Consider the following 24,289-nt stretch of genomic DNA (forward strand, 5'->3'; position numbering starts at 1 on the left):
CCGCGGTGTTCGCCCTCGGGGCGGCTCGGCAGGTTCATGCTGGCACTCCCGTGGCGGGTTTCTCGAACGTCTTGCCGGTGCCGAAGTAGACCTCCTGCACCTTGGGGTGATTGCGGATGTCCTGCGCGCTGCCTTGCGCGATCAGGCTGCCGCGCGCCAGCACGATCATGCGGTCCGCGTACGCGAACACCACGTCCATGCTGTGCTCGGTGAACAGCACCGCCATGCGGCGATCGACCACCAACCGCTTGGTCAGCGCCATCAGCTCGTTGCGCTCCTTCGGCGCCATGCCGGCGGTGGGCTCGTCCATCAGCAGCAGCTTGGGATCGTTGGCCAGGCCCATGGCCAGCTCGACGCGCTTGACGTCGCCGTAGGCCAGCTCGCTGCAGGGCCTGTCGGCCTGGTCGCGCATGCCGACCTGCTCCAGCAGGTCGAGCGCCTGGCCGCGATACTGGCGGCCGGCCTGCGACCACAGCGAGAAGATGCGGCGGTGATGCGACAGCAGCGCCATCTGGATATTCTCGGCCACCGTGAGCGACGCGAAGGTGGCCGCGATCTGGAAGGTGCGGCCGACGCCCAGGCGCCAGATATCGCGCGGACGCATGCCGGTAAGCTCCTGGCCGTCGAGCGTGATCGACCCGGAACTGGGCGGCAACTGCCCGCCCACCATGTTGAAGGTGGTCGACTTGCCCGCGCCATTCGGTCCGATCAGGGCCAGCAGTTCGCCGGCGGCCAGGTCGAAATTGATGCCGTTGACGGCCTTCACGCCGCCGAAGGACTTGTTGAGATCCCTGACTTCCAGCAAGCTCATTGGTGCACCTCCGTGCGCTGCGCGCGTTGACTCATGCCTGCTTCTGCGCACCCAGCGACAGGCCATGGTTGTTGCCGCCGCGGCGGCCCAGGCGCTGCGCCAGCTGTTGGAACGCGCCGGCGATGCCCTGCGGGAAGGCCAGCACCAGCAGCAGGATCACGCCGCCCAGCAGCGCGCGCCAGTATTCCGTCAGCCGCATCACGTAGTCCTGCAGCACGTTGAACGCCGCGGCGCCCACCACCGGGCCGGCCAGCGTCTGGATGCCGCCCAGCAGCACCATCACCAAGCCATCGACCGACTTGCCCACGGCCATCGCGTCGGGCGAGATGCTGCCCTTGGAGAAGACGAACAGCGACCCCGCCAGCCCCGCGAACGTTCCGGCCAGCACGAACGCGGCCCATTGCACGCGCTTGACGTCGATGCCGATGGCGTCGGCGCGCAGCATGGAATCCCGCCCCGCGCGCAGCGCATAGCCGAACGGCGCGAACAGGATGCGGCGCAGGACCAGCATGGACAACGCGGCCAGGCCCAGCACCAGGTAGTAGTAGGCATTGCCCGACAGCCAGTCGGCCGGCCACACTCCGATCAGCCCATTGGACCCGCCGGTGAAGTCATCCCACTGGAACACCACGGACCACACGATCTGCGAGAACGCCAGCGTCAGCATGGCCAGGTAGACGCCCGACAGGCGCACGCAGAACCAGCCGAAGACCAGCGCGCCCGCCGCCGCGGCGAACGGCGCGAACACCAGCGCCATTCCCATCGGCAGCGCCGCGGCCTTCAGCAGCAGCGCGGCGCCGTAGGCGCCCAGGCCGAAATACGCCGCGTGGCCGAACGAATGCATGCCGCCCGGCCCCATGATGAAATGCAGGCTGAGCGCGAACAGCGCGGCGATCAGGATGTCCTGGGCCAGCACCGGCGCATACGGCAGCCACGTGTCCAGCAGCGGCAGCACGATCAGCGCCGCCAGCAGCACCAGCCCCAGCGCCCGGACACCGCCGGACGCGGGACGCAGCGGCGCCTCGGCCGGCGCCGAATTGCGGCTGGCGCCCTGCGGCCGGCCGAACAGGCCCCAGGGCCGGAACACCAGCACCAGCGCCATGAACAGGAACTCGACCACCAGCGTCAGCTTGGAGAACGACACGTCGATGCCGAACAGCGCAACGTTGCCCAGGCCGATGCACAGCGCCTTGAGTTCGGCGATGATCAGCGCCGCCACATAGGCGCCGGGAATGGACCCCATGCCGCCCACCACCACGATGACGAAGGCATCGCCGATGGAGCGCAGGTCCAGCCCCAGGCTGGCGGGCTCGCGCGGCAGCTGCACGGCGCCACCCAGTCCGGCCAGCATGGCGCCCAGCGCGAAGACGCTGGTGAACAGCCAGGCCTGGTTCACGCCCAGCGCGCCCAGCATTTCGCGATCCTGCGTGGCGGCGCGCACCAGGGTGCCCCAACGCGTGCGGGTCAGCAGCAGCCACAGCAGGCCCAGCACCACCGGGCCGATCAGGATCAGCACCAGGTTGTAGACGGGATACTGCCTGCCCAGCAGGTCGATGGCGCCGGTCAGCCCCGGCGCGCGCCGGCCCAGCAGGTCTTCAGCGCCCCAGATCCACAGCGCGGCGTCGTTGATCACCAGCACCAGCGCGAACGTCGCCAGCAACTGGAACAGTTCGGGGGCGCGGTAGATGCGCCGCAGCAGCAGGATCTCGACCAGCGCGCCGAACACGCCCACCAGCACCGAGGCGGCCAGCAGGCCGAACCAGAACCCCAGCGCCGAGCCGCCGATGTGCTCGACGACCGAATACGCCACGTACACGCCCAGCATGTACAGCGAGCCGTGCGCGAAGTTGACGATGCGGGTGACGCCGAAGATCAGCGACAGCCCCGCGGCCACGAGGAACAGCGACGATGCCTCGGCCAGGCCGTTGAGCAACTGCGCGAGAAAACCGGTGAAATCCATGGCAGCACACCACCTGATCAGCGAGGCGCGATGGCCTCAGTCGCCCTTGCGCAGCTTGCGCACTTCGTCGTCGGACGGCATGACCGATCCGCCATCGACATAGCGGAAATCGACCATCACGCCCTTGCCGTCGCGCTTGCCCAGCTTGCCCACGTAGGCGCCCATGGTGGACTGGTGATCGAGCGCGCGGTATTCGATGGGTCCGAACGGAATGGTCAGTTTCAGGCCGGCGAACGCCTTGATCATGGCCTCGGTGTCCGCCGAGCCAGCGCGCTTCATGCCCTCGGCCAGCGACTTGATCGCGCTGTAGCCCACCACGGAGCCCAGGCGCGGATAGTCCTTGAACTTGTCCTGGTAGGCCTTCAGGAAGGCCTGGTGCTCGGGCGTATCGATGAATTGCCAGGGATAGCCCGTGACGACCCAGCCCTCGGGCGTCTCGTCGCGCAGCGGATCGAGGTATTCGGGCTCGCCGCTCAGCACGCTGACCACGGGACGGTCCTTGAACAGGCCGCGCGTTTCGCCCTCGCGCACCAGCTTGGCCAGGTCGGCCGCGAACAGCACGTTGAAGATGGCATCGGGCTTGGCGTCGGCCAGGGCCTGCACCACGCTGCCGGCGTCGACCTTGCCCAGCGGCGGAGCCTGCTCGGCGACGAACTCGACGTCGGGCTGCGCGGCCTTCATCAGCGTCTTGAAGGTGGCGACGGCCGACTGGCCGTACTCGTAGTTGGGATAGACGATGGCCCAGCGCTTCTTCTTCAGCTTGACGGCCTCGGGCACCAGCATCGCCACCTGCACATAGGTGGAGGTGCGCAGGCGGTACGTGTAGCGGTTGCCGTTCTCCCAGGTGATCTTGTCGGTCAGCGGCTCGCTGGCCAGGAAGAACACCTTCTTCTGCTTGGCGTAGTCGGTCAGGGCCAGGCCGATGTGCGACAGGAAGGAGCCCGTCAGCACGTCGACCCGTTCGCGCGAGACCAGTTCCTCGGCGGCGCGCACGGCCTCGCCGGGATTGGCGTTGTCGTCGCGGATGACCAGTTCGAGCTTCTTGCCGTTGACGCCTCCCGCCGAGTTGACCTCGTCCAGGGCCAGCTGCATGCCCTTGCGGTACGGATCCAGGAAGGCGGGCTGCGCCTTGTAGCTGTTGATCTCGCCGATCTTGATGGTGCCCTGCGCCCACGACGCAGTGGCCGCCATGGCGAACCAGGCCAGGCCCGCGGCCGACAGGGCGCGCAGAGTACGAATACGACCGTTCATTGTTTTCCCCTTGAAGAGTGACGGCGCCGATGCGCAGAGTGCGGTCCGGTTGGCGGCGCGGCTCACGCTGATAAAGCGTACACACTCAAATTTTGCATTGACTTGGGTCAATTATCCCTCATAACCATGGTAATGGGATGGATATTTGGAACCCTAGGGGATAACCCGAATATTGACGATAAATCAGCGTGTTAAGGCTATATTTTCCGCCCCGTCGTGGGGCATTTCCTTGTGTCGCCGCCCTGTTCCGGGGCATGCCCGATCAGGGAAATTCGAGCGTTGACGCTTAATTCAAGACCTAGGACTTACCCTGAGCGGCCACGATTTTTCGTTACGAGGGCGCGCCCGCGCCGTCCATCTCGCTCATCTTGCGCAACAAGTAGACGATGGCCACGCGCTCGCCGGGATTCAGGTCCCCGAACGTGCTTTCCGTGATGCGCTGGGCGAAGGGCACCATTTCCGCCACCAGCGACCGCCCCGCGTCGGTCAGCGTGACCAGCACCTTGCGGCGGTCGGCCGGATCATGCGAGACCTCGAGCAGCTCGCGCGCCTTCAGGCGCTCGATCACGCCGCGCACCGTGGCCTGGTCGATGGCGGTCGCCTTCACGACCTCGACCAGCGAGCACGCCTGCCGGTCGCGCACGGCGCACAGCACCACGAACTGCGCGGCGGTCAGTTGGGAATCGGGGATGGTCTGCTGGAAGATCGCCATGTGCCGCTGATAGGCGCGGCGCAGCAGATGGCCGACCTGGTCGGGGAACTGGTAGGACAGACCGGACGTGTCTGGGCCGCAGGAGGGACGCGATGCTTCCTTGGAACGGGGCATGGACGATGGCGTGGGCAGTAGCGTGGCGGAGCGGCCCGCGCGCGAGTGCCACGCGCGGGCCTGCCGGCAGTATACCGACGCATGCGTCGGCGCGGCCGGGCCGGCGATGCGCTGGCGCGCGCAGGCGTGCGACTTGTCGCGGCAGCCTCTCACAGGCCAACGCGCTGATCGCCGACATGCGGGCCGCCGCCACCGACGTCGCGCGGCAATTGCTGCGCTGAGTTCGACACGGAACACCACACATGGCCTCATCCGGTCACGACAGCCAGGACTGGACCCGCCACGACCTGGTTCACGGCGGATCGACGACCTGGAACAGCGCGCCAGCCTGCGAGAAATGCAACAAAGTCCAGCATGGCGTCGGATCGCCAGACTGCCTGGCCATGGTCGGCAGCGACTCGCCAAGGTGCTTTCGCGGCCACCGACTCATCATGCAGGGCGCCCGATCCCGGTTCGAGGGTGGGATGGACCGCGACCGCGGCCGTGCAATACGACCTGGAACGCCGCGCCAAGTCGGCAAGCTGATGGCCGCGGTGCAGAACGCGCCCGTGGCGGCCGCGAAGAACACGTCCGGATGCGACATCCGCCAGATGGAACCGGGCGCGCGCGGTCTGCGTCGAGCGCGCGGCCCCCCGGCGCGTGGCGCCCGCTTATCAACGGCCGCATCGCGCTGACACAAAGAGAAAGGTCCGCTTGCCATCCCAGGCCCCTTGCCGCCCATAGAATCGGCTGAACCCTGCTCGCCGGAAAAGCGATGCTTTTCATGGCGCAGCCCACGTCTTCCATCGAAAGCGAGCCGCCCATGCGCAAGCGCAGTTTGAGTCTGACCCTGGCCCTGTCGTTCGCCATCGGCCTCGCCGCGGGCGCCATCATGGGCACCGCGCGGGCCGCCACGGCCATGTCGTGCGACAACGCCACGACCCAGGCCGAGATGAACCAGTGCTCGCAAGAGGCCTACAAGGCCACCGATGCGGAACTGAACACGGCCTACGACAAACTGATGGGGCGGCTGAAGAAGGACCCGGCCCGCGCCGGGCACCTGCGCCAGGCGCAGCGCGCGTGGATCGGCTTTCGCGACGCCGAATGCGCTTTCGTCAGCGCGGGCACCACGGGCGGCACCGCGCAACCGCTGGTGACCGCGCAATGCCTGGAACAGCAGACGCGTCGCCGCGTGGAAACGCTGGAAAGCTACATGCAGTGCGAGGAAGGCGACCTGAGCTGCCCGACGACGGCGCAGTAGCGGTAGCGGGCACAAAGACAAGCCGAAAAGTAAAAGGGCCTCCAGATTTGGAGACCCTTTTTTCTTTGTAACTGGCGCGCCCGAAGAGATTCGAACTCCTGACCCCTTGGTTCGTAGCCAAGTACTCTATCCAGCTGAGCTACGGGCGCTTTGTGAAGAGGCGAAATTATAGCAGCATTTTTGGATTTGTCCAATGATTCGTCATGCTATGGAAAAAATAGTCCGGCATGGCGCGCTGTATCCGCCTCTCCCCCTCATTACATCCCCAGACGCTCCCGTTCTGCCGGCGACAACCGAGCCAATTGTGCGGGACTCAGTTCGCCAGCCCCCAGCACCTGCAGCGCCCCGCTCTGCCCCGAGGACACAGGATCCCGGCGTTGTCCTGCGGGAGCACTACCGCCTCCCGCCGGCCCGTCACCAAAGCCCAGCACCTGCACGCTGATGATGGACGGCAGCGCCTGCTGCGCCGCGGCCCGCGTGCGCGCCACGGCATCCTGGGCGGCCGTGGCCGCGCTGGTGGCCGCCGCGCTGGCGTTGGACAGCGCGCCGGTGTTCACTACCGCCGTCACCGGAATGCCCTTGGACTCGCCCTGCACCTGGATGTTGGCCGCGTTCACCACCGCCAATGCCGCGATGTTGACGTTGCCCGACACGCGGATACCCGCCTCGCCCGCATCGATGGTGCCCAGCGGCGCGATCAGGTCCACGTCGCCTGGCGGCACGTCCGGAATCGGCGCCAGCGTGGCGATGCCGGCGCCCGTGCTGGGCACGTCCACCGACAGCGTCACGTTGCCCGCGTCGTCGTACACGCGCTTGGGCGGAGTGTAGACCACCGTGGTCTTGGAGCCCCGGCCCGCGTTGATGTCGCCCGTGGCCGACCAGGCCTGGATGCTGCCGCCGAAGGTCGTCATGATGCGGCTCTGGCCCAGCAGGATGCTGCCCAGCGAATACAACTGGATGTCGCCCTGCCCTTGCGTGACCACGCCGGCCGTGGACGGCGGGGACACGCCTTCGATGCCCAGCACCTGCCGGCCACCCGGGGTCAGCATCTGGATATCGCCGCCGAAGGCCGTGTGCACGCCCGAGCCGCCGTACATGATGATGTCGCCGTCGTAGCGCACGGCATCGCCGGATGCCGCCTGTTCTGGGAACAGTGCCGCGATGGCGTTGCGGCCGCGCAGGTAGCTGCCGTAGCGCACGCCGTCGGCATCGTTGTACTCGCGTCCGCCCGCCTTCAGCTCGGCGAAGTACACCTGGCGCGCGTACACGTTGCGCTGCGCGGCCGGCAGGGCGTCGAAGAAGGCACGGGCATCCATCGTGGCGGCGTCGAAAACCACACCCTCGCCATTGGCCGTGCCGAAGCGGTTCCGCAACCAGTTCACCAAATGAGACTGGCCTTCCTGGGTGTATTCGCGGGACAGGTCGCGGCGGCTGGCGGATTCGCCCGACGCCGTGGCCTGCTGGTAGCGCGCGTCCGCCACGGCCTGCTGCATGCGCAGATAGACCTGCGCATCGCCATCGCGCGCTTCGTCGTAGCCGAACTCGCGCGCCAGCCATTGCGCCAGCGTCAACTCGCCCCCGTAGTACGTCACCACCTTGCCCGGCTGGCCGGCCAGCGCAATACCGGTGACGGCCTGGTTGGCGGGGTCGATGTAGCGGTCGATGAAACCCGCGTAGTCCGGCCCGTTCGTCCCCGTGCCCGCCAGCACCGTGATGCCGGCGCCCGGTCGCGTATCCCCCGCCACCACAGGCCCCAGGCTGGTGATCGAAGCCTTGTCCTGCATCAGGACGTGGCGTCCCGCGCTGACTTCCAGCAGGCCAGGGCCCGCCACCGTCAGCGTGCTGTGGATCAGGTCGCGGCCCACCGCGACGCGCGCCACGTCGGTGGCGTCGGCGTTGATCGCGACGACGCTGGATCGCACGATGTCGCGGCCGGCCTGCATCGACAGCACGCCTGCCGAGCGGTACCAGGTCAGCGGCACGCGGCCCGTGGTCGCGGTGTAGGTCTTCATCGTGCCCAGGTTCAGCCCGATGATGTCCCCATCGCGGGCATGGACACGCGTGACGCCGCCGTTGACGTTCACCTCGCCCGCGGTATCGGCGCCGAAGGCGAACAGGGGCAGCGCATCCTCCGCCGCGCGCAGCGGCATGCCACTGGTTTCGAGTGACCCTTGCAGGCTGGCATTGGTGACCACGGTAGTGCCCGCGAACAGCGCGAAGGCGGGATCGAGCGGCGTGGGCAGCGCCGTATCCGCGCCGGAACGGGCAAGGCTATATCCGCCAGCGTAAATGGAATCGCCGGCCAGCAGCGACAGCGAGCCTTGCGATGACGGCGCCAACAGCAGGCCCGGTAGCGCGCCGGCCCGGTTGAGGGTGCCCGTGGTCGAATAACCCAGGTAGACGCTGCCCGTGGCGGCAGTGGCCTCGAGAATGGACGGATAGACGATCACGCCATCGGCCCGGTTCAGGTTGGTGCCCTCGACGACCGCGCGGATATCCGTGGGGGACGCGTCCGGCGTCAGGTTGCCCCCGGCGGCGAACAGATGCAGCGCCGTGTTCGGCGTCCACAGCGAGAACCAGGACTGGCCCGTGGCGTACGACGTCCCATTGATGCGCAACGGCGACAGATCGGCTGTCGAGACCCGTCCGGCATCTCCCGCCGCGTTCAGCACGAGGTCCCCCAGCGTATCCACATACATGGCCGAGTCGCCCGGCATCAGCGTGATGCCAGCCTGGCTATTGGCGATCGTGGCCACGTAGGGGTCTACGGCACGCGTCTCCATGAAGTCGGCGCTGTTGCCCAACGAGGCATTGACGCCAGCGCGATAGGCCAGTTGCACGCCGCCGACTGCGCTGGCCCGCATCGCGGTCAGGCCGCGCAGATTGGTGATCACACCGTTCAGGTCGCCATTCTGCGTGTTGCCGTACTCATTCAACTGCGCCGCCGCCAGCGCGGGATTGAGGCGGCCTGCGATACGCAGCGACAAGTCGCCCCCGCCCGTCAGCACCAGACGGCCATCGTCCGTCACGCGACCGGTCGAACCCACCGCCACCACCAGGCCCTGGCTGCGCGGCTGCGTTTCAGCGCGGCCGTCGCCACGTCGGGTCAGCATGCCGGCATCGCCGTCCACGGAGATGGAGACATCCCCGCCGCCCAGCGTGCCCAGGCCCGTGAAGCCCACCACCACTGGCAAGTCGTTGTTCGTGACGCCGCGCGGGCGGGCGTAGGCGCCGAAATTGATCCACCACGCGGTCGCGATGTCTTCCACGCCTTCCGTGCTGCCCGTGCCCTGGCGCCACAGCCAGTTGCCCACTGCCGAACTGGCGCCATGCGTGTTCTTCTGGGAAGTGTTGCCCCAGATATCGCCGACGAGATCCCCCCCGGCATGCACCATCAGGTTGCCGCCCTGCTCCGGATACCAGGCCTGCCAGGCGGCCAGCGCATCCGCATACTGGCTGGCGTTGGGCCCGGCGGCCTGGGCGCTGCGCGCCAGGTTGTAGGGGTCGGCGCCGGAGGCGTCGGTCAGTGCCGCCGATTGCCGGCCCGCCGTGTAGACCCCGTAGGCCGACTCCATGCGGATATCCCCGCCCGCCATCAGGTCCAGATCGGCGGCGCCGGTGCGCACCACGCTGAACAGGGGAGACATGGGCGTCTTGACCAGTTTGACCGGGTTGATCTGCTGAATGCACAGATCCGGCATCCAATCGCAGTACCCGTTATCGATGATGACCTGCTCGATGGGATCTCCTGGCACGGCTCCGATCTCCGGGGCAGCGGGGCCATATACGTAAGTGATACGCGCGGGATCGGTCACGCACAGGGCATCGCTACCGTCGCAGAATCCCCAGTCGATCAAGTCCTGGGTAACGGGCGTCCCCTCTTCGAAGCCCCACCATGCCGCCCCGTCCGGTCCCCAGACCAGGCCGGTGCCGCCGCCCGCCGATACCGCCATGACGTGCGCATCGCCCAGCACGAGCGCGCCCTTGCCAGGCAGCGTGGCGCGCGTATCGGCCGCCGCAAGGTCCGCCCCCGCCACCAGGCGCAGGTCCCAACTGGTGGCGCCCGTTCCGAGCATGGGTGCGACCGCCCAGTTATGTCCCTGATGCTCGCCCGCATCCGGGCGCAGATTGATGGCTTCGCCATCGGGCAGCAGCAGGCGCGTCATCGACGGAATCAGCGACCCGCGCGCCAGCGTCAGGCGTCCGCTGGCCGTCAACGCGACGGGCAGGCGGGTGTTGCGCGGCCAGGTGAACGCGGCGAATGTCGTCGACAACCCGCGCACCGTGGTGCCCGCGCCCAGCGTCATGCCGGGCGACAGGTCGAGGGCCTGCGGCAGGACGGTGCCCGCCGCATGGACCACCGAGCCATCGGCCGCATAGATGGTCCCGGCCAGCACGGTGCCGGCCGGCAAGGTCATCGCGCTGGCCAGTGTCATGTCCACGGGCAGCACGGTGCCGTTGGGCAACGAGACGCCCTGCGCGGGCAGGTCGTAGTTCAGCGTGCTGCCCGCCGGGAATATCGTGCCCGTCTCGAGCTGCACGCTGTCGATGGGCACGACGACCCCGTTGCCGAACACTGTGGGCTCGGGCTGCCCGTTCACCATGGCGCCCTGCGTCAGGATCCAGCCGTCGTCGACCCGCACCTCGTCCGTGCCGGCAGGCGGTGCGAAGCCGTCGTTGATGCTGCCGTTCAGGGTCAGGTCGCCACCGGCGCGCAGCACCAGCACGCCCGGCTCGCCATAGCCGCGGCGCGCGGCGTTGGTGCGGTCGGCCTCGGGACCATAGCGGTAGTTCGACAGGTCGAGGTCGCTGGTCAGCGTCAGGTTGCCGCTGGCGCGGATCTCCACGCCCGGCCGCAGGTGATAGCCGCCCAGTCCGGTCAGGCGGGACCCCAGCGCCGTATTGGCCAGCGCGGCATTCATGTAGGTGGTGTTGTGCGGATCGACGACCGTGTCGAAGAACGCCTGGTCGATCAGGTGCGCACGGGTGCCGGAAACGTCTGGCGTCGCGGCCTGCGTCAGGTCCGCATCGCCATAGGTACGGAAGGCGTTCACGGCGATCTGCGACGCGCCCTGGATCGCGGGCGTGCCTACCTGGATGGCCGCGTCGTTCGTGCCCACGCGCCGCACGTTCAGGTCCAGCGTACCGCGGGCCACCCCGTCGTTCTGGCCCGCACCCACGGGCACGTCGGTGCCCGCGCGCAGGTCGATGGCCGCACCCGTGGCCAGCGTCAGCGTGCCGTCGCGGCTGGTCAGGTCGACGATGGCGCGGTTGGGGCTGTCTATGATCTTGCCGTAGCTGTCCAGGCGCAGGCCGGTGCCATGGGCGTCCAGCGTGCCATTGACGATCAGGTCGCGGCCCGCCGCCAGGCGGATGCTGCCGACCTCCCAGCCGCTGGCGTCGATGCGGCCGTTCACGGTCAGGCTGCCGTTGTCGACGCTGATCGAGACATCCGATGCCCGCACCTCGTCGCCCACCACCAGGTCGCCCTGGCGGATCTGGAAACCACGCGCGCCGGTCATCTGCGCGGCATTCAGCCTCGTGTTCAGACCCGTGAAGTCGGCCAGCGTATTGGCACGCACCGTGATCTGGCCGTTTGCGTAGGGCACCACGCTGCCGCCCGTGGCGTACTGCCCCGAAGCCGCGCCCCGGAAGTCGCCGTCCAGCGTCACCTGCCCGCCGTCGCCCAGCGCGGTCACCGCCAACGTGCCCGCACGGTTGTTGATGGCGTGCAGATCGATGAGCGAGCCCGCTGCCTGCGTCACCGCGCCGTTGGCGCTGGTCAGCGCCACGTCGCCGCCCCAGCTGTATTGCGACACATCGATCAGGACGGTCTCGCGGCCCGCCACGTCGATGACGGACTGGCCGCCCAGCGACACGCCGCCCTCGGCGGACACGGCCAGGCGGCCCGACGGCAAGGCCACCGTGGTGTCCACGGAAACGGATTGCCCGGTCAGCGACAGGCGCGCGCCCAGGTCGTTCACCGCTTGTGCAGCCGCGCTGTCGCCGCTGCGCGACAGCGCGATGCTGCCGCCCGCGATGATCGCACCCACCGCCCCCGACCGGCCCGTGACCAGCGGCGTGACGATGTTCAGCGCACCGCCGGTGCGGGTATAGCCCTGTCCGGCCACGTACTCGCCCTGCTGCTGGAACACCCGCAGCAGGCCGTTTCCGCCCACCGAGAACCGCTCGCTGGCGCTCAGGTTCAGCGCGGAAAATCCCAGCGAGATGCGCTCGGCCTGCTGGGTGCCGTCGGGCCGGCTGGTGGGAAGATCACCCAGCACGATACGTTGCGCGAAGATATCCAGCGTGCCCGTGCCCAGGCGGCCGGCCATGGCCGCGCCGGTGTACGCGGGCAGGTCCACCGCGGTGACGCGCGAGGCCACGGCTCCCGCCCAGGTGAACTCTCCGGTACGGATGGTCGCGATGTCGCCCGCCTGCCCGTAGCCATAGATGGCCGGCGCGCCCAGCATCAGGCTGCCCAGCGAACCCGAGGCGGACGTCGTGTCCAGCGACAGGGCGCCGTACACATTGACCGATTCGCGCGCATTCAGCGTGAGCGATTGCAAGGCCGCGATGTTCTCGCCCGCGTTGCCCGCCAGGAGGCGGTCCAGCACGGACTGGTTCATCGTCAGGCCGGACGGCAAGGCGCCCGCGGCGGCCGCATCGGCCAGGGCCTGCGTGCCGCCCAGGTTGATCGACGATGCCGACAGCACCAGGTGCTTGGCGCCATAGCGCACGCTATCGGCCAGCGCCAGGTCGCCGCCGGTGGCCAGGGCGAGCGTGCCGTCGCTGTAGAAGGCCGTGGCGCCGGTGCAGGACGTGTCCAGGCAATTGCCGATGGTCACCGTGTTGCCGCTGCTGGCGGGTGCGAGCACGTTGATCCGGCCATTGGAGACTACCAGGACCGAAGTCGGGTTGCTGCCGTTGGTGGCGTAGGTGACGCCGCTGTCGCTGTCGTAGTCGGGCAGGCCGCGACCCCGCGTGTCGATGACCGCCCCCTGCTCGATGGTGATCGCATTGCCCACGACGAAGACTTCCGTGCCCGCAAGCGTCGCGCCGCTGCGCAGGCGCACCGCACCGGTGCCGGATATCTCCGCATACGTGTCGCCGCTGTTCATGGCGAGCGTGCCCCCGACCATCATGCGCGGAGCATGGAAAGCATTGAGCGCCTCGGCGGCGATCACGGCCGTCTTGGGGACGGAGGTTTCGGTTCCCTCATCGACATAGGCCGGCTCGATGCTGCCGCCATGGATGTCGATCTTGGAGCCCGCCACGGCCAGCGTGCCGCTGCGGCCATCGGTATTGGCCACGGCGGCGAATCTCGCGATGCCGTCGAACGCCAGCATGGGCAGGCCCTCCTGGCGGATGACCTGGGTGTAGTTCAACGTAAGCGTGGTGGCGTCGTCGCTGACCCAGCCCCGCAGGCCGCCCAGGCGCGTACTGGCCTCGCGCAGGTAGCTGTTCAGGCCGGTTTCGTTGTAGGTGGCCAGCTTGCGCACCGTATCGGCGGGCGTCAGCAGCACTTGCGTGGGAATGCCGGCCTTGATATCCGTGGCGGCATAGCCCAGCGTGCCCGATGCCGCGTAAGAGCCGTCGCGCAGCGCGACCTGGCGAGATGAGCCCGGCGCGGCGCCGCCCAGTTCGACGCGGAACGCGCCGGGCAGCAATGCATAGGTGGACGGCAGCAAGGTGTAGGTGCCGGCGGGCAGGCCAGGAACGCCCTGCGCCAGCGTGATCCGCTGCCCGATCGCGGGATCTCCGGCGCCCGCCTCGGCGGCCAGGGGTGCATAGCGCGCCGTGGCGGTGGGGACGATGGCATACACCGCATTGCCCGCATCGCTATAGGCATAGGCCGGGCTCACGCTGGCCAGCGGAGTGTTCAGCACGTCCACCGACCCGCCCCGGCCGGTCACGAACCCGGCGCCCGTCAGCGTTCCGCCACCGGACACGTCCAAGGTGGCGCCGGCATCGCCCACGATGCTGCCCGCCATCAGCGAGATGCCCAGCGCGCCTTCGCCCTTTCTGGCGTCCAACGCCGTCCGGACCTCGTTGCCCGCGTACAGATAGCTTTGCCCGTCCACGGTGCCGCCATAAGGCATCACCAATCCCGCGCCGCTGACCGAGGTAATGCTGCCCGGCAGCAGCTCGATACGCTTCGTGCTTTGCGCGCCGATCGTCAGCGAGCCCATCGGGGCACGCACGATACCGCCTTGCAGGATCTCGTTGGCCGCCAAGGTCAGCCTGCCGAAGGCGGACCAGGGCAAGTCCGGCGTGGCGCCTTCGGCCCGGGCGATCGACAACGTGCCTGCCGCGCGGATCCGCGCGACGACGCCCGTGGCCGGATAGATCTGCGCGGCGGTGAGGAAGAGGTCGCCCGCCGAGGCCAGCTCGGTCGTGAAGTCGCCGCCCAGGCCGTTGAGAGACGATCCGCCCAGCAAGCGCAGATCCCCCCGGCTAGCGATATCCACGCGCTCGAAGCCGCGACGGTCCACCAGCAGGTCGGGACCGGCCTGCCTCAGCGTTCCGCTGACGCCGAAGGCCACGCGATCGCGCACGTCGATCATGCCGGCCGAGATGGACATGGCGGCGGCACTCAGGCGCGTCGGATCGCCCGCCTTGGCCGTGACCGTGGGCAGTATCTCGTTGTTGCTGCCCGTGGCGCCGGCGGCACGCGTAGGCGCGGCCAGGCGCACGTACGGCGCGGACAGCGCGATGCGCGACGCATCGGACGCGGCATCGGACAGCGCATAGGCGCCCGCATAGAGTTCAAGGCTGCGGCGCATCTCCAGCGCCACGTCGCCGTCGAAGGACAGCACGCCATCGGCCAGCAGCGACAGGCTGTCGAAGCCGCCCGCCCGCACCTGGTCCACGCTGAGGCTGGCCACCCCATACCGCAATGGCGCGTCGCCCGGCGAACTGTCGCGGTAGGCTTGCGACAGGATGAACTCGCGCGGGGCGCGGATGAGGTTCTCAGCCGCCGGCAGGTTTGCCAGCAAGGGCGTTTCCAGCGCCACGGCCAGCACGCCCCCCTCGGCCTGCGCGCCGCCCGATGCCGCGCGCATCGTGCCATCCAGGTACAGGCTGTACGCGGACTTCAGCACGATGGATCCGCCCGCGCTGGCCGCCACTGCGGTCTTGCCCGCCATCGTCAACGCCCCGGATGCACCCGACGCATCCAGCAACGCGCCCCGGTCCACCACGATGGCCAGTTGCGGGGCCTGCGCTTCGCCGGTGTCCGCCCAGTCCTGCGTACCGCCGATCTGGATGCTGCCGCCATCGGGAACGATGCCGTACCAGTTGCCTTGCACGTCCTGCCGCACCTGCGCGCGCGCCGCCACGTCCAGCACGGCGGTGCCGCCAAGGTGAATGGCGCGCTGGTGCCATGTCTGCTGCTCGCCGGGAGTCAGCGACCGTTCGTCGAAGCCGATGCGGATCGTGCCGCCCGAGGCCTGCAGCGTTCCGTCGATATTCACGCTGGTGCCCGTGCCGCCCAGCAGGGACAGCGTCGCGCCCGGATCCACGCCGAGCACGGCCCCCTGGCCGACATACAGACCGCCGCCCACTCTCAATCGCTCGGCGCGCAGCGTCAGGCCGGCGCCCTGGCGCTGTATCAGCACGCCCGCCGCGGGGTCCTCGAGATAGGCCGGCGGCGTCCAGACCTCCAGCGCCTGGGCCGCGTTGCCGGCCAGTTGCACGCCCGCCGTGGGCCGATAGACCGGCATCGCCGCGGCGACCCGCGCCCCACGGGCCACGCCCACGCCCAGGTGGCCATTGATGTCATAGGCGGCAAAGCCGGTCTGCAGAACGGCCGGATCCAACGCCATCGGCGACTGCACCAGCACCGCCTGGCCAAGCTGCACGCCCGCCGGCAGGCGGGTGCCGGACGCGTAGGTGACGGCCTGGGGCGCCGCGGCGCCCGCGCGATACACCACCGGCGAGGCCTGGATGGGAATGCCGTTGGGAAAGACCTCGGCGGACGGCACGTAGGACTGCATGCCCTGGGCGATGCTGCCGAAAAAACCCACAATGGCGGTGCCCGCGGGAATGACCGGAATATCGCCCGAGACCTGCACACTGACGGAACCGCCACTGCCCAGGAACAAGCCGTAATTGCCCCCCGAGCTGCCGGGCCGTGGCGGCTGCCAGTCCGCCGCCAGCACCAGGGGTTGCGCGGCCGAAGCTCGCAGATTGGCCGCGGGCATGGCGATGCCCGGCAGCACCACGTCCATCGTGAACGCCGTGTCGATCGGCAGCGGGGCCCCGGCCTGCACCAGGACGTCCTGCAACGTGACCAGGTCCACCGGCGCGGTCTCACCCGCTCCCAGCACGCCCGCCGTTTCCAGCAGCTCGCCGCCGATGGCGATGGACGAGCCGGACTCCAGTTGGAGCGTGCCGCCGCCCGACACGCCATGGCCGCGGACCAGGCCGTCGAGCGTGAGCAGGCCGCTGGCATCGCCCAGGCCGCCCGTATCGGCCATCAGGCTGACGTTGCCGCCCTTGCCGCCGCGCAGCTTGCCGTCGGCCAGGATGGCGCCGCCCGAGGACACGTCCACCACGCTGCCCGCGGACAGGGTCACATCGCCCATGCCTCGCACCGCCACCGTGCCGCCGTTCAGGTACGGCAAGGCGCCATGGCCCTCTTGCGGCGCCAGGCGCAGGTTGCCCCACAGGCCGCTGGCGTCCAGCGTGACGTCCTGTCCGATGGTGACCGTGCCCGGCGCGACGCCGGCGGTCACGGCACGATCCTCGACGGCGCTGTTGGCGCCGATCTGCTTCAGCACATTGCCCACGCGGATCGTGCCGGCCCGGGCCGTCAGGTCGGCATTGACCGTGACCGTATTGCCATACAGCACGATCTCGCCACCGGGCAAGGCCTCCAGCGCGCCATCGACCTGGATGCCATCGGCCGCGCCGATGCGGATCGCCCCCAGCCTGAAGCGGGTCAACAGTCCCGCGTCCAGATAGACCTGGTTCTGGCGGTCCTCGGGCAAGGCGGCCGTCAGGTCCAGCGCGTCGGCGATGGCCGATGCGTTGCCACCGAGCACCACGTTCTGGATATCGCCCGCGCCCAGCGCATATTGCAGGCGGCCGCTGCGCTTCAGGTAGTACGCGTCGTACGACCCCACCACCCACTGCGCGCCGCGCGCCGCCGCACGCTGCGTCTGCAGGAAGCCCTCCACGTCGATCTGCGCGGCCTGGTCCTGGCGCAGGCCCTGATACGTATCGCCGACCAGCTCGCCCTCCAGCACCGCATGGGCCACGTCGACCACCAGCGTCCCCGCGTCGCGGCCCACGGTGTAGCCCTGCTCGTAGCGGCGCTCCGGCGCGATCAGCGGGCTGCGGTAATACCTGGTGTGCCCCCAGCGCTCGTGCGTGTCCTCATAGCCCAGGTACATGCCCTGGTACAGCAGATCGCCCGGCGCGCGCGACACTTCGTACAGGCGGTTGTCCGTGCCACGCAGCCAGGACAGGTTCACGTAGCCGCTCTGCACGTCCAGCGTGCCGCCCGACAGGTTGATCTGCGAACCCGACTGCGTGACCAGATCGCCATCGCCGCCGAAGCGCACCATGCCGCCCTGCGCCAGCCACTCGCCCACCGTGCGGTTGCGCGTGCCCAGATAGCCACCCACTTCCAGCAGGCCGCCGGCCGTATACCAGCGATCGGACGCATAGCCGCCCGTGCCGGCCGGCACGAACACCAGGTCACGCACGTCCACCCACACGTCGCTGTTGTTCAGCTTGGCGCCATCCCGGTTGACCGAGGCGTCGCGCTGTTCGTTGCCCTGGATGTTGACCGAAATGGTGTTCGAGGCCATCGCCACCTGCACGCCCACGGCACCCGCCACGTCGAGCCTGGCGCCATCGCGCACCAGTGTGCGCCGCGCGGCCGACACCACGATCTGGCCACCCGTGGCCAGCGTCATGGAATCGTTCTGGAATTCGACCGTGCCGGCGCTGGTCACCTCCACGCGCGGCTGGTAGCGGATGTCGTCGCCAGCGGCATAGGCATCGGCATTGGAGGTGGCCACCGCCGGCGCGAGCAGGCCGGCGCGCTGGCTGTCCAGGGCGGAGCCGCCATTGGCGTCGATCAGGATGGCCGAGGTCGCGCCTTCGGCCAGCGTGACCGAGGCATTCGCGCCCGTGGCCTTCAGGTGGATCGTGCCGCGCGCATCCACCGACGTACTGGCCAGCAGTGCACCGCGCTGTGCCACGTTGCGGCCCGCCAGCGTGATATCGCCCGTGGCCGCCGTGATCAGACCGCTGTTCTCGACGGCACCTGCCAGGCTGCCAGACACGTAGCTGGGCACCACTTCGCTGCCGCGCGTGGTGGACGCGGCATTGCCATCCGTGCTCTGCCCCCGGCGGATCGTGAAGTGGTCGCCCGCGGCCAGCGCCGTCTGCCCCTTGGGCGTCGTGATGGCGCCGGCGTTGGCGACTTCCGCGCCCAGCAGCAGCACATAGCCGCCCCCCTCCGTGGCCGAGGAGGGCGTGGCCGTGTTGATGGCCGCGCCGCGCTCCACGCGGATCGCGCCCAGCGCATCGGTGAACGTGGGGCCGCTGTCGCGGTACAGCCCGCCATTGCGGAATTGGTCGTCGGTGATATTGGCCGCCGCCGCCACCAGATTGCGCGTATCCACCTGGCTGTTCGGCCCGAACACCACGCCGTTCTGGTTCACCACCATCACGGTGCCGTCCGCCTTGATGGCGCCCTGGATCTGGCTGGGTTTCGCGTCAGCGCCCACCACGCGGTTCAGCACCGCGTCGGTCGACTGCTGCTGGAACTGCACCGTGGTGTTGCGGCCCACGTTGAAGGTGTCCCAGTTCAGGATGGCGCGGCTGGCCGTCTGCTTGATGTTGACCGTGTTGCCGGTCTGCCGGGCGCGCTCAGCACCGCTCCAGGCCAGCGCATTGCCCGCGGCATCCTTGTCCCACAGGCCGCCCTTGACCAGGCCATCCGGCACGTCCGAAGCCGCGCCGCGCGCCGCGTCACGCGCCGCCGCCTGGGCGGCCTGCTGCGCGGCGATGGCCGACACCGTGCGGTTGACGTTGTCCAGCGAGCGCTGCAACTGCTGGCGCGACTGCGCCTGCTGCTCGGCCGTGCCGCGCGAGGCCGGCAGCCCCTGCAACGCTCGCGTCGCGCCCGACGCCGCATGGGTCTTGCCGGCCCCCGACTGCGCGAACCAGGCACCGCCGGCCGCCTGCGCGGTGCCGGCCAGGCCGCCCGCCATCAGCAGGACGGCCAGGGCCGATGCCAGGGGCGTCAGGCGTGGACGGGACTCGCCGCTTCCGGGCAAGGACACGCGGGACAAAGAGATCGAAGTCGGGGCAGGCATGGACATGAGGCGGGAATCCTGGGCTTGGACAGAGGCGGGCCCCGCTTGCCGCCGATGCGGCCGGGCGCCCTACTGTTGTCCTAGTCGTCTGGGACCTCGCGGATCGGCCATCCCGAAAGATGAATTTTTTTTGACAACGCGCATGAGACGGCCCGCCCATCGTCCGGGCCGGCCACGCCCGATCAACTCAGGATGACCAGATCGCCCACGCGCCGCACGCTGGCCCCATACAGGCGCTCGATGTGCTCGACCACCTCGTCCAGCGCCTGCACGCTGACCCGCGCGCTGAGACGGCGGCGCGCCAGGGCGTCATTCATCAGCATCACGCGGCCCGGCCGGTAGCGGTTGATCTCGTCCACCACGTCGGACAGCGGCTGGTCGTCGAAGACCACCATGCCCTGCCGCCAGGCCGACACCGGCGGCGCGGGCCGCGCACGGTCGTCCATGCCGCCTGGGTCGTAGGTCACCTGCTGCCCCGCCACCAGCGTGATACGGCGCGTCGGATGCCAGACCTCCGTACTGCCTTCGGTGCAGCGCACCCGCACCTGGTCACCCGGCAGGCGGCGCACCTCGACCTCGCCGCGCGTCAGCAGCACGCGGCCCTGGCCGGCCAGCACCTCGCAGGCCGCGCCCGCCGCCGATACGGCGGCCTCGCCCGAGACCAGCTCGAACACGGGCTGGTCGCCCTGCCCGCGCAAGGCCACGCTGGTCTGTGTGTTCAGGCTCAGGCGGATGTCGTGGGCCAGCGTGAACTGGCGCTGCTCGCCGGTGGCCGTGCGGTAGTCCGAATGCCATTCCCGCCATGATGGCCACAGGCCCAGCGGCGGACGCACCATCCCGACCACCGCCAGCGCGCCGAAGGCCGACGCCGCGGCGCCCAGGAAGACGCGCCGGTCGATGCGCCGGGGCCGTGGCTGGGCCAACTCGGGGCGCTGCTCGGCGAAGGCTTGCGCATGGATGCCCAGCTTCTTCCAGTCGCGGCAGGCCTGTGTCCAGGCGCGCTCGTGCTCGGCGCTTTGGGCGCGCCATTGCTTCACCCGCGCCATGTCCGCCACCGTGGGCTTGCCCGTGGCGAACTCGCGCACCCAGGCATGGGCCTGCCGCTGCAGGGCGGCCCAGTCCGGCGTGCTCGGATCGGGATGGACGGGTTCGGTGTTCATGCGGGCTTACGGATCGGCTTATACGGATAGACGATTGGCGCCACGCGGATCGGCCATGAAAATGGCGTCCCGACACCAATACTTGCAGATTTTTCCATCAATCGTCCCGCCCTTGAAGCGCCTGCAGGCAGAACTCATGGGCGGCCTGCAGCTCGCGGCCGACCTGGCGCACCGAGATGCCCCAACGCTTGGCCAGTTCCTCGCGCGACACCTCGTGCACGCGCGCGGATAGGAAGATGTCACGCTGGCGGGGCGGCAGGGCTTCGAGGGCGGTGAAGACGTTCTGCATCTCGCCGCGCGCCTCGGCGGTCTCGGCCGGCCCGGGCGCGCCGTCGGGCACGTCCAGGAAATCCTCGATCTCGCTTTCGCTGAGCACGCGCGACTCGCCCCGCAGCCGGTCGATGGCGACGTGCACGGCGGTGTTCAGCAGATAGCTCTGCGGATGGCGCACCTCGTCCAGATCCCCCTTCTCGGCCAGCCGGACGTAGGCCTCATGCAGGGCATCGCCCGCCATGTCGCCGGCATTGCCCAGCCGGCGCGCCACGCGGGTGCGCAGCGTGTCGTAGCGTTGGGCAAACAGCTCTCGCAGTTGCGCGAGGCCCTTGCCGCTCATGGCGCCCCCGCGCAGGCGCGCGGTGTGCCCCCGGCGCCCGGCGCCAGCAGCATGGTGATGGGCTGGGCCAGCCCAGGCGGCGGCGCCAGCACCGGCAGGCCGGTCAGGGCAGCGGCGATGCGCGGCTCCATGTCGGGCCGCGTGGTCGCGGCGACCAGCAGACGGTCGATGGCCGGCCGTCCGTCGATGCGGAAACGCAGCGCCACGCGATAGCTGCCGGTGTGCAGCAGCGGATCGGCGCACAGCGCGCGCAGCACATGGCCTTGCAGGCGGGCGTAATAGCGTTGCCGGTCGGCTTCGGGCAGCACCGCATCCGGCTTCGGCCTGCTGGCGGCGGGTTCGGCCGCCAGGGTGTACACCTGACCCGTGGCATAGCCCACGCGCACGCCCGAGCCCGCCAGCAGGCGGCGCAAGGCGGCGTCGGCGCTCATGCTGCCTTGCACCGGCGCGGATCGGCGCTGGGCGACCAGGCCGGCCTCGTACAGGACGGAAAGGCCCGTCAGGTGGCCGAAACGTTGCAGGGTATCGTGCAGCGGCGCGGCGGGCAGGTCGAAAACCTGCGCGTCCGACGAGACCGGATCAGGCCGCGAGGATACTTCCGCCGGCGCCTGGGATGCGCATGCGGATGGCGGAGCCAGGCACGCAGCGCCCATCCCGGCCACGGCGATCAGCGCGGCCATGCGCACGCGCAGCACACGCATGACGGCAGGATCAAGGCGGACATTCGGTTCATGGAGAGACGCGAATCGGACTGCGGACGGCGACCGGGGAAGAGCCCGCATGGTACGGACACGTCATGACCGAAAGGTTACACGGACATGACGCGTGTGCGCATGGCGCTACCATACGGGCGGGGATCGCCAAACCGCGCGCGCGGGCCAAGGCCGAAGAACAAGGCCACGTCCGGGCGCCGGCGATCAAAGGAGTTTTGCGATGCCATTCGCGTACAAGACCGCGGCCACCATCCTGCTGGCCGCCGCAACCTGCACATTCGGCCCGGCCCGGGCGGCCGACTGGCCCAGCCAGCCCATCACCTTCGTGGCGCCGTTCACGGCCGGCGGCGCCAACGACCTGGTGGCGCGCATCCTCGCCAAGGCCGTGGGCGCGCAACTGAAGCAATCCGTCATCGTGGAGAACCGGCCCGGTGCGGGCGGCGTGGTCGGCTCGGCCCACGTCGCGCGGTCCACGCCCGACGGCTACACCTATCTGGTGGGCAGCAACGGTACCGTCACCAACAGCCTGATCCGGTCCGACCAGCCCTATAAGGACGAGGAACTGACCCCGGTGGTGCTGCTGTCCGTCACGCCGTCGGTCATCGTGGCCAACCCGCACAATCCGGCCCGCGACCTGAAAAGCCTGGTGGAGAACGCCAGGAGCAAGAAGGTCGACCGCCTGACCTTCTCCACCGCCGGCCCCGGCAGCACGCCGCATTTCGTCAGCGAGATGCTGAAGCAGAACACTGGCCTGCCCATCGAGGCCATCTCGTACAAAAGCGGTTCCGAAGGCGTCACGGCCGTCATCGGCAACCAGACCGACCTGACGTCCGAAGCCAGCATCGTCACGCTGCCGCTGGTGAAAAGCGGCAAGCTGAAGGCCCTGGCCACCACCTGGAACAAGCGCCTGGCATCCGCGCCCGACATCCCGACCACGGCGGAACAAGGTTTTCCACAGGTGCGCATCGGCCACTGGGCCGGCCTGTACGCGCCCAAGGGCACGCCGGACGCGGTGCTGGACAGGATGGCCCGCGCGGTGGACGATGCCCTGAAGACCAAGGAAGTGCGGGACGCGCTGGCCCAGAGCAGCATCGAACCGGGCGGCGGCTCGCGCGCCGACTTCGCCGCCTTTGCGCAGGACGAGCGCAAGCGCCTGGGCGAAGTGGTCCGCAAGGGGCACATGCGTGCCGACTGAACCCTTCACACAGGAACCCAGCCTCCATGGATCCCGCGCTCACTGCCTATGATCCGGTCCGCTGGCGGGCCGAGTTTCCCGTCACGCAGGAACTGACCTATCTGGACCACGCCAGCATGGGCCCCCTGCCCGCGCGCAGCCTGGAGACCATCACGGCGCGGCTGGCGGCGCAGTCGCGCCGCGGCTCGCTGGAGCATCCCCTGCTGCACGAGCTGGCCGAGACCACCCGCGCCGAGTTCGCGTCCTACATCGGCGCGCGGGCCGACCAGGTCGCCTACACGCCCAACACCTCGGGCGGCCTGAGCCTGCTCGCCTCGGGGTTGCCGTGGATGGAAGGCGATGAAATCGTCGTGCCGGCCATCGACTTTCCCTCGGCCGTGCTGCCCTGGATGACCTTGCAGCGGCACGGGGTGCGCGTGCACCGCGTGCCCTGCCAGGACGGCCGGGTCGATGCCCGGCGATTGCTTGCCGCCTGCACGCCGCGCACGCGGCTGGTCTGCGCGTCGTGGGTGCAGTTCAGCAGCGGCTGCGTGCTGGACATCGTGGCGCTGGGCGAAGCGTGCCGCCAACGCGGCATGCTGTTCGTGGTGGACGGCATCCAGGCCGTGGGCGCGCTGGACGTGAACGTGGCCGACCTGCCCATCGACGCGCTGGCCACCCACAGCTACAAGTGGCTGCTGGGCCCGCAAGGCGTGGGCTGGCTATATCTGGCGGACACTCTGCGCGACAGGCTGGCCCTGCCGGGCGCGGGGCCGCGCAGCGTGGTGCCGCGCGAGGCCTATGCGGATTTCGAGCTGGATCCGCTGCCCGGCGCGGCGCGGCTGGAAACCGGCATCCTGCCCTTTCACCTGATCGCGGGCGCGGCCGCCAGCCTGAAGCTGCTGCGCGCCGCGCGTGCACAAGGCGCGGCGGCCAGGCTGCAAGGCCTGACGGCCTATCTGGCCGAGGGCCTGCTGCGCCAGGACCTGCGCCTGCGCGGCGGGCCAGATCGCGCGGCATTCGGCGCCGGCATCGTGTCCTTCATTCCACCCGATGGCGATGCCGCGCAGTGCCGGCAACACCTGCTGGACGCCGGCATCGTCACCTCGGCACGCGAAGGCTGCGTGCGCGTGGCGCCGCACTTCTACAACACGGAAGAGGAGCTGGACATGCTGCTCGATCGGTTGAGAACGCCGGCGTAGCC

At 69.4% G+C, this 24,289-nt stretch carries 12 protein-coding genes and 1 tRNA gene; 4 read left to right on the forward strand and 9 right to left on the reverse strand.

The genetic code is table 11. The features are described 5' to 3' along the window. Window positions 1-34 precede the first annotated feature (34 nt). From A6745_RS00095 to A6745_RS00110, 4 genes are all read right to left on the reverse strand, one after another. Window positions 35-811: an ABC transporter ATP-binding protein gene (locus A6745_RS00095; protein ID WP_066122084.1), complete on the reverse strand. Its 777-nt coding sequence runs from the start codon at window positions 809-811 to the stop codon at window positions 35-37. 31 nt (window positions 812-842) lie between these two features. After that, a complete protein-coding gene (locus A6745_RS00100; RefSeq protein WP_066122087.1) occupies window positions 843-2,771 on the reverse strand; it encodes an ABC transporter permease in 1,929 nt (642 codons plus the stop codon). Between the two features lie 36 nt (window positions 2,772-2,807). Then, window positions 2,808-4,022 (reverse strand): ABC transporter substrate-binding protein, encoded by a 1,215-nt coding sequence (locus A6745_RS00105; RefSeq protein WP_066122090.1) that lies wholly within the window; start codon window positions 4,020-4,022, stop codon window positions 2,808-2,810. Window positions 4,023-4,353: 331 nt separating this feature from the next. Continuing rightward, window positions 4,354-4,848: a MarR family winged helix-turn-helix transcriptional regulator gene (locus A6745_RS00110; RefSeq protein ID WP_066123600.1), complete on the reverse strand. Its 495-nt coding sequence runs from the start codon at window positions 4,846-4,848 to the stop codon at window positions 4,354-4,356. A 242-nt stretch (window positions 4,849-5,090) separates the two neighbouring features. Here A6745_RS00110 and A6745_RS28475 point away from each other — a divergent pair, with 242 nt between their 5' ends. Both A6745_RS28475 and A6745_RS00115 read left to right on the forward strand, forming a co-directional pair. Continuing rightward, a complete protein-coding gene (locus tag A6745_RS28475) occupies window positions 5,091-5,522 on the forward strand; it encodes a hypothetical protein (protein WP_156513231.1) in 432 nt (143 codons plus the stop codon). An 80-nt stretch (window positions 5,523-5,602) separates the two neighbouring features. Next, window positions 5,603-6,088 (forward strand): lysozyme inhibitor LprI family protein, encoded by a 486-nt coding sequence (locus A6745_RS00115; protein ID WP_197488063.1) that lies wholly within the window; start codon window positions 5,603-5,605, stop codon window positions 6,086-6,088. A 72-nt stretch (window positions 6,089-6,160) separates the two neighbouring features. Here A6745_RS00115 and A6745_RS00120 read toward each other — a convergent pair. The 5 genes from A6745_RS00120 to A6745_RS00140 form a co-directional block, all read right to left on the reverse strand. Then, window positions 6,161-6,237 (reverse strand) — tRNA-Arg (locus A6745_RS00120). A gap of 108 nt (window positions 6,238-6,345) precedes the next feature. Further along, entirely contained in the window at window positions 6,346-19,431 is a 13,086-nt protein-coding gene (locus A6745_RS00125; RefSeq protein ID WP_066122093.1) for a filamentous haemagglutinin family protein, read from the reverse strand. 176 nt (window positions 19,432-19,607) lie between these two features. Continuing rightward, window positions 19,608-20,585, reverse strand: a complete 978-nt coding sequence (locus A6745_RS00130; RefSeq protein WP_066122096.1) for a FecR family protein — start codon at window positions 20,583-20,585, stop codon at window positions 19,608-19,610. Window positions 20,586-20,682: 97 nt separating this feature from the next. Next, a complete protein-coding gene (locus A6745_RS00135; protein WP_066122099.1) occupies window positions 20,683-21,198 on the reverse strand; it encodes an RNA polymerase sigma factor in 516 nt (171 codons plus the stop codon). Beyond that, window positions 21,195-21,899, reverse strand: a complete 705-nt coding sequence (locus A6745_RS00140; RefSeq protein WP_066122102.1) for an STN domain-containing protein — start codon at window positions 21,897-21,899, stop codon at window positions 21,195-21,197. Before A6745_RS00140 ends, A6745_RS00135 begins: the two co-directional genes overlap by 4 nt. A 232-nt stretch (window positions 21,900-22,131) precedes the next feature. On the opposite strand from A6745_RS00140, the gene A6745_RS00145 reads away from it, so the two are divergent. Continuing rightward, window positions 22,132-23,106: a tripartite tricarboxylate transporter substrate binding protein gene (locus A6745_RS00145; RefSeq protein ID WP_066122105.1), complete on the forward strand. Its 975-nt coding sequence runs from the start codon at window positions 22,132-22,134 to the stop codon at window positions 23,104-23,106. Between the two features lie 26 nt (window positions 23,107-23,132). Continuing rightward, window positions 23,133-24,287 (forward strand): aminotransferase class V-fold PLP-dependent enzyme, encoded by a 1,155-nt coding sequence (locus A6745_RS00150; RefSeq protein ID WP_066122108.1) that lies wholly within the window; start codon window positions 23,133-23,135, stop codon window positions 24,285-24,287. The last annotated feature ends 2 nt before the right edge of the window (window positions 24,288-24,289 follow it).

It is taken from the genome of Bordetella ansorpii (assembly GCF_900078705.1).
In the GTDB taxonomy this organism is placed as follows: Bacteria; Pseudomonadota; Gammaproteobacteria; order Burkholderiales; family Burkholderiaceae_B; genus Bordetella; species Bordetella ansorpii_A.

Bases quoted from the DNA above. Each gene is read 5' to 3' on its own strand.
- A6745_RS00145 (WP_066122105.1), top strand. From the start codon at position 22,132: ATGCCATTCGCGTACAAGACCGCGGCCACCATCCTGCTGGCCGCCGCA.
- A6745_RS00135 (WP_066122099.1), bottom strand. From the start codon at position 21,198: ATGAGCGGCAAGGGCCTCGCGCAACTGCGAGAGCTGTTTGCCCAACGC.
- A6745_RS00110 (WP_066123600.1), bottom strand. From the start codon at position 4,848: ATGCCCCGTTCCAAGGAAGCATCGCGTCCCTCCTGCGGCCCAGACACG.
- A6745_RS00105 (WP_066122090.1), bottom strand. From the start codon at position 4,022: ATGAACGGTCGTATTCGTACTCTGCGCGCCCTGTCGGCCGCGGGCCTG.
- A6745_RS00140 (WP_066122102.1), bottom strand. From the start codon at position 21,899: ATGCGTGTGCTGCGCGTGCGCATGGCCGCGCTGATCGCCGTGGCCGGG.
- A6745_RS00095 (WP_066122084.1), bottom strand. From the start codon at position 811: ATGAGCTTGCTGGAAGTCAGGGATCTCAACAAGTCCTTCGGCGGCGTG.
- A6745_RS28475 (WP_156513231.1), top strand. From the start codon at position 5,091: ATGGCCTCATCCGGTCACGACAGCCAGGACTGGACCCGCCACGACCTG.
- A6745_RS00115 (WP_197488063.1), top strand. From the start codon at position 5,603: ATGCTTTTCATGGCGCAGCCCACGTCTTCCATCGAAAGCGAGCCGCCC.
- A6745_RS00130 (WP_066122096.1), bottom strand. From the start codon at position 20,585: ATGAACACCGAACCCGTCCATCCCGATCCGAGCACGCCGGACTGGGCC.
- A6745_RS00150 (WP_066122108.1), top strand. From the start codon at position 23,133: ATGGATCCCGCGCTCACTGCCTATGATCCGGTCCGCTGGCGGGCCGAG.
- A6745_RS00100 (WP_066122087.1), bottom strand. From the start codon at position 2,771: ATGGATTTCACCGGTTTTCTCGCGCAGTTGCTCAACGGCCTGGCCGAG.
- A6745_RS00125 (WP_066122093.1), bottom strand. From the start codon at position 19,431: ATGTCCATGCCTGCCCCGACTTCGATCTCTTTGTCCCGCGTGTCCTTG.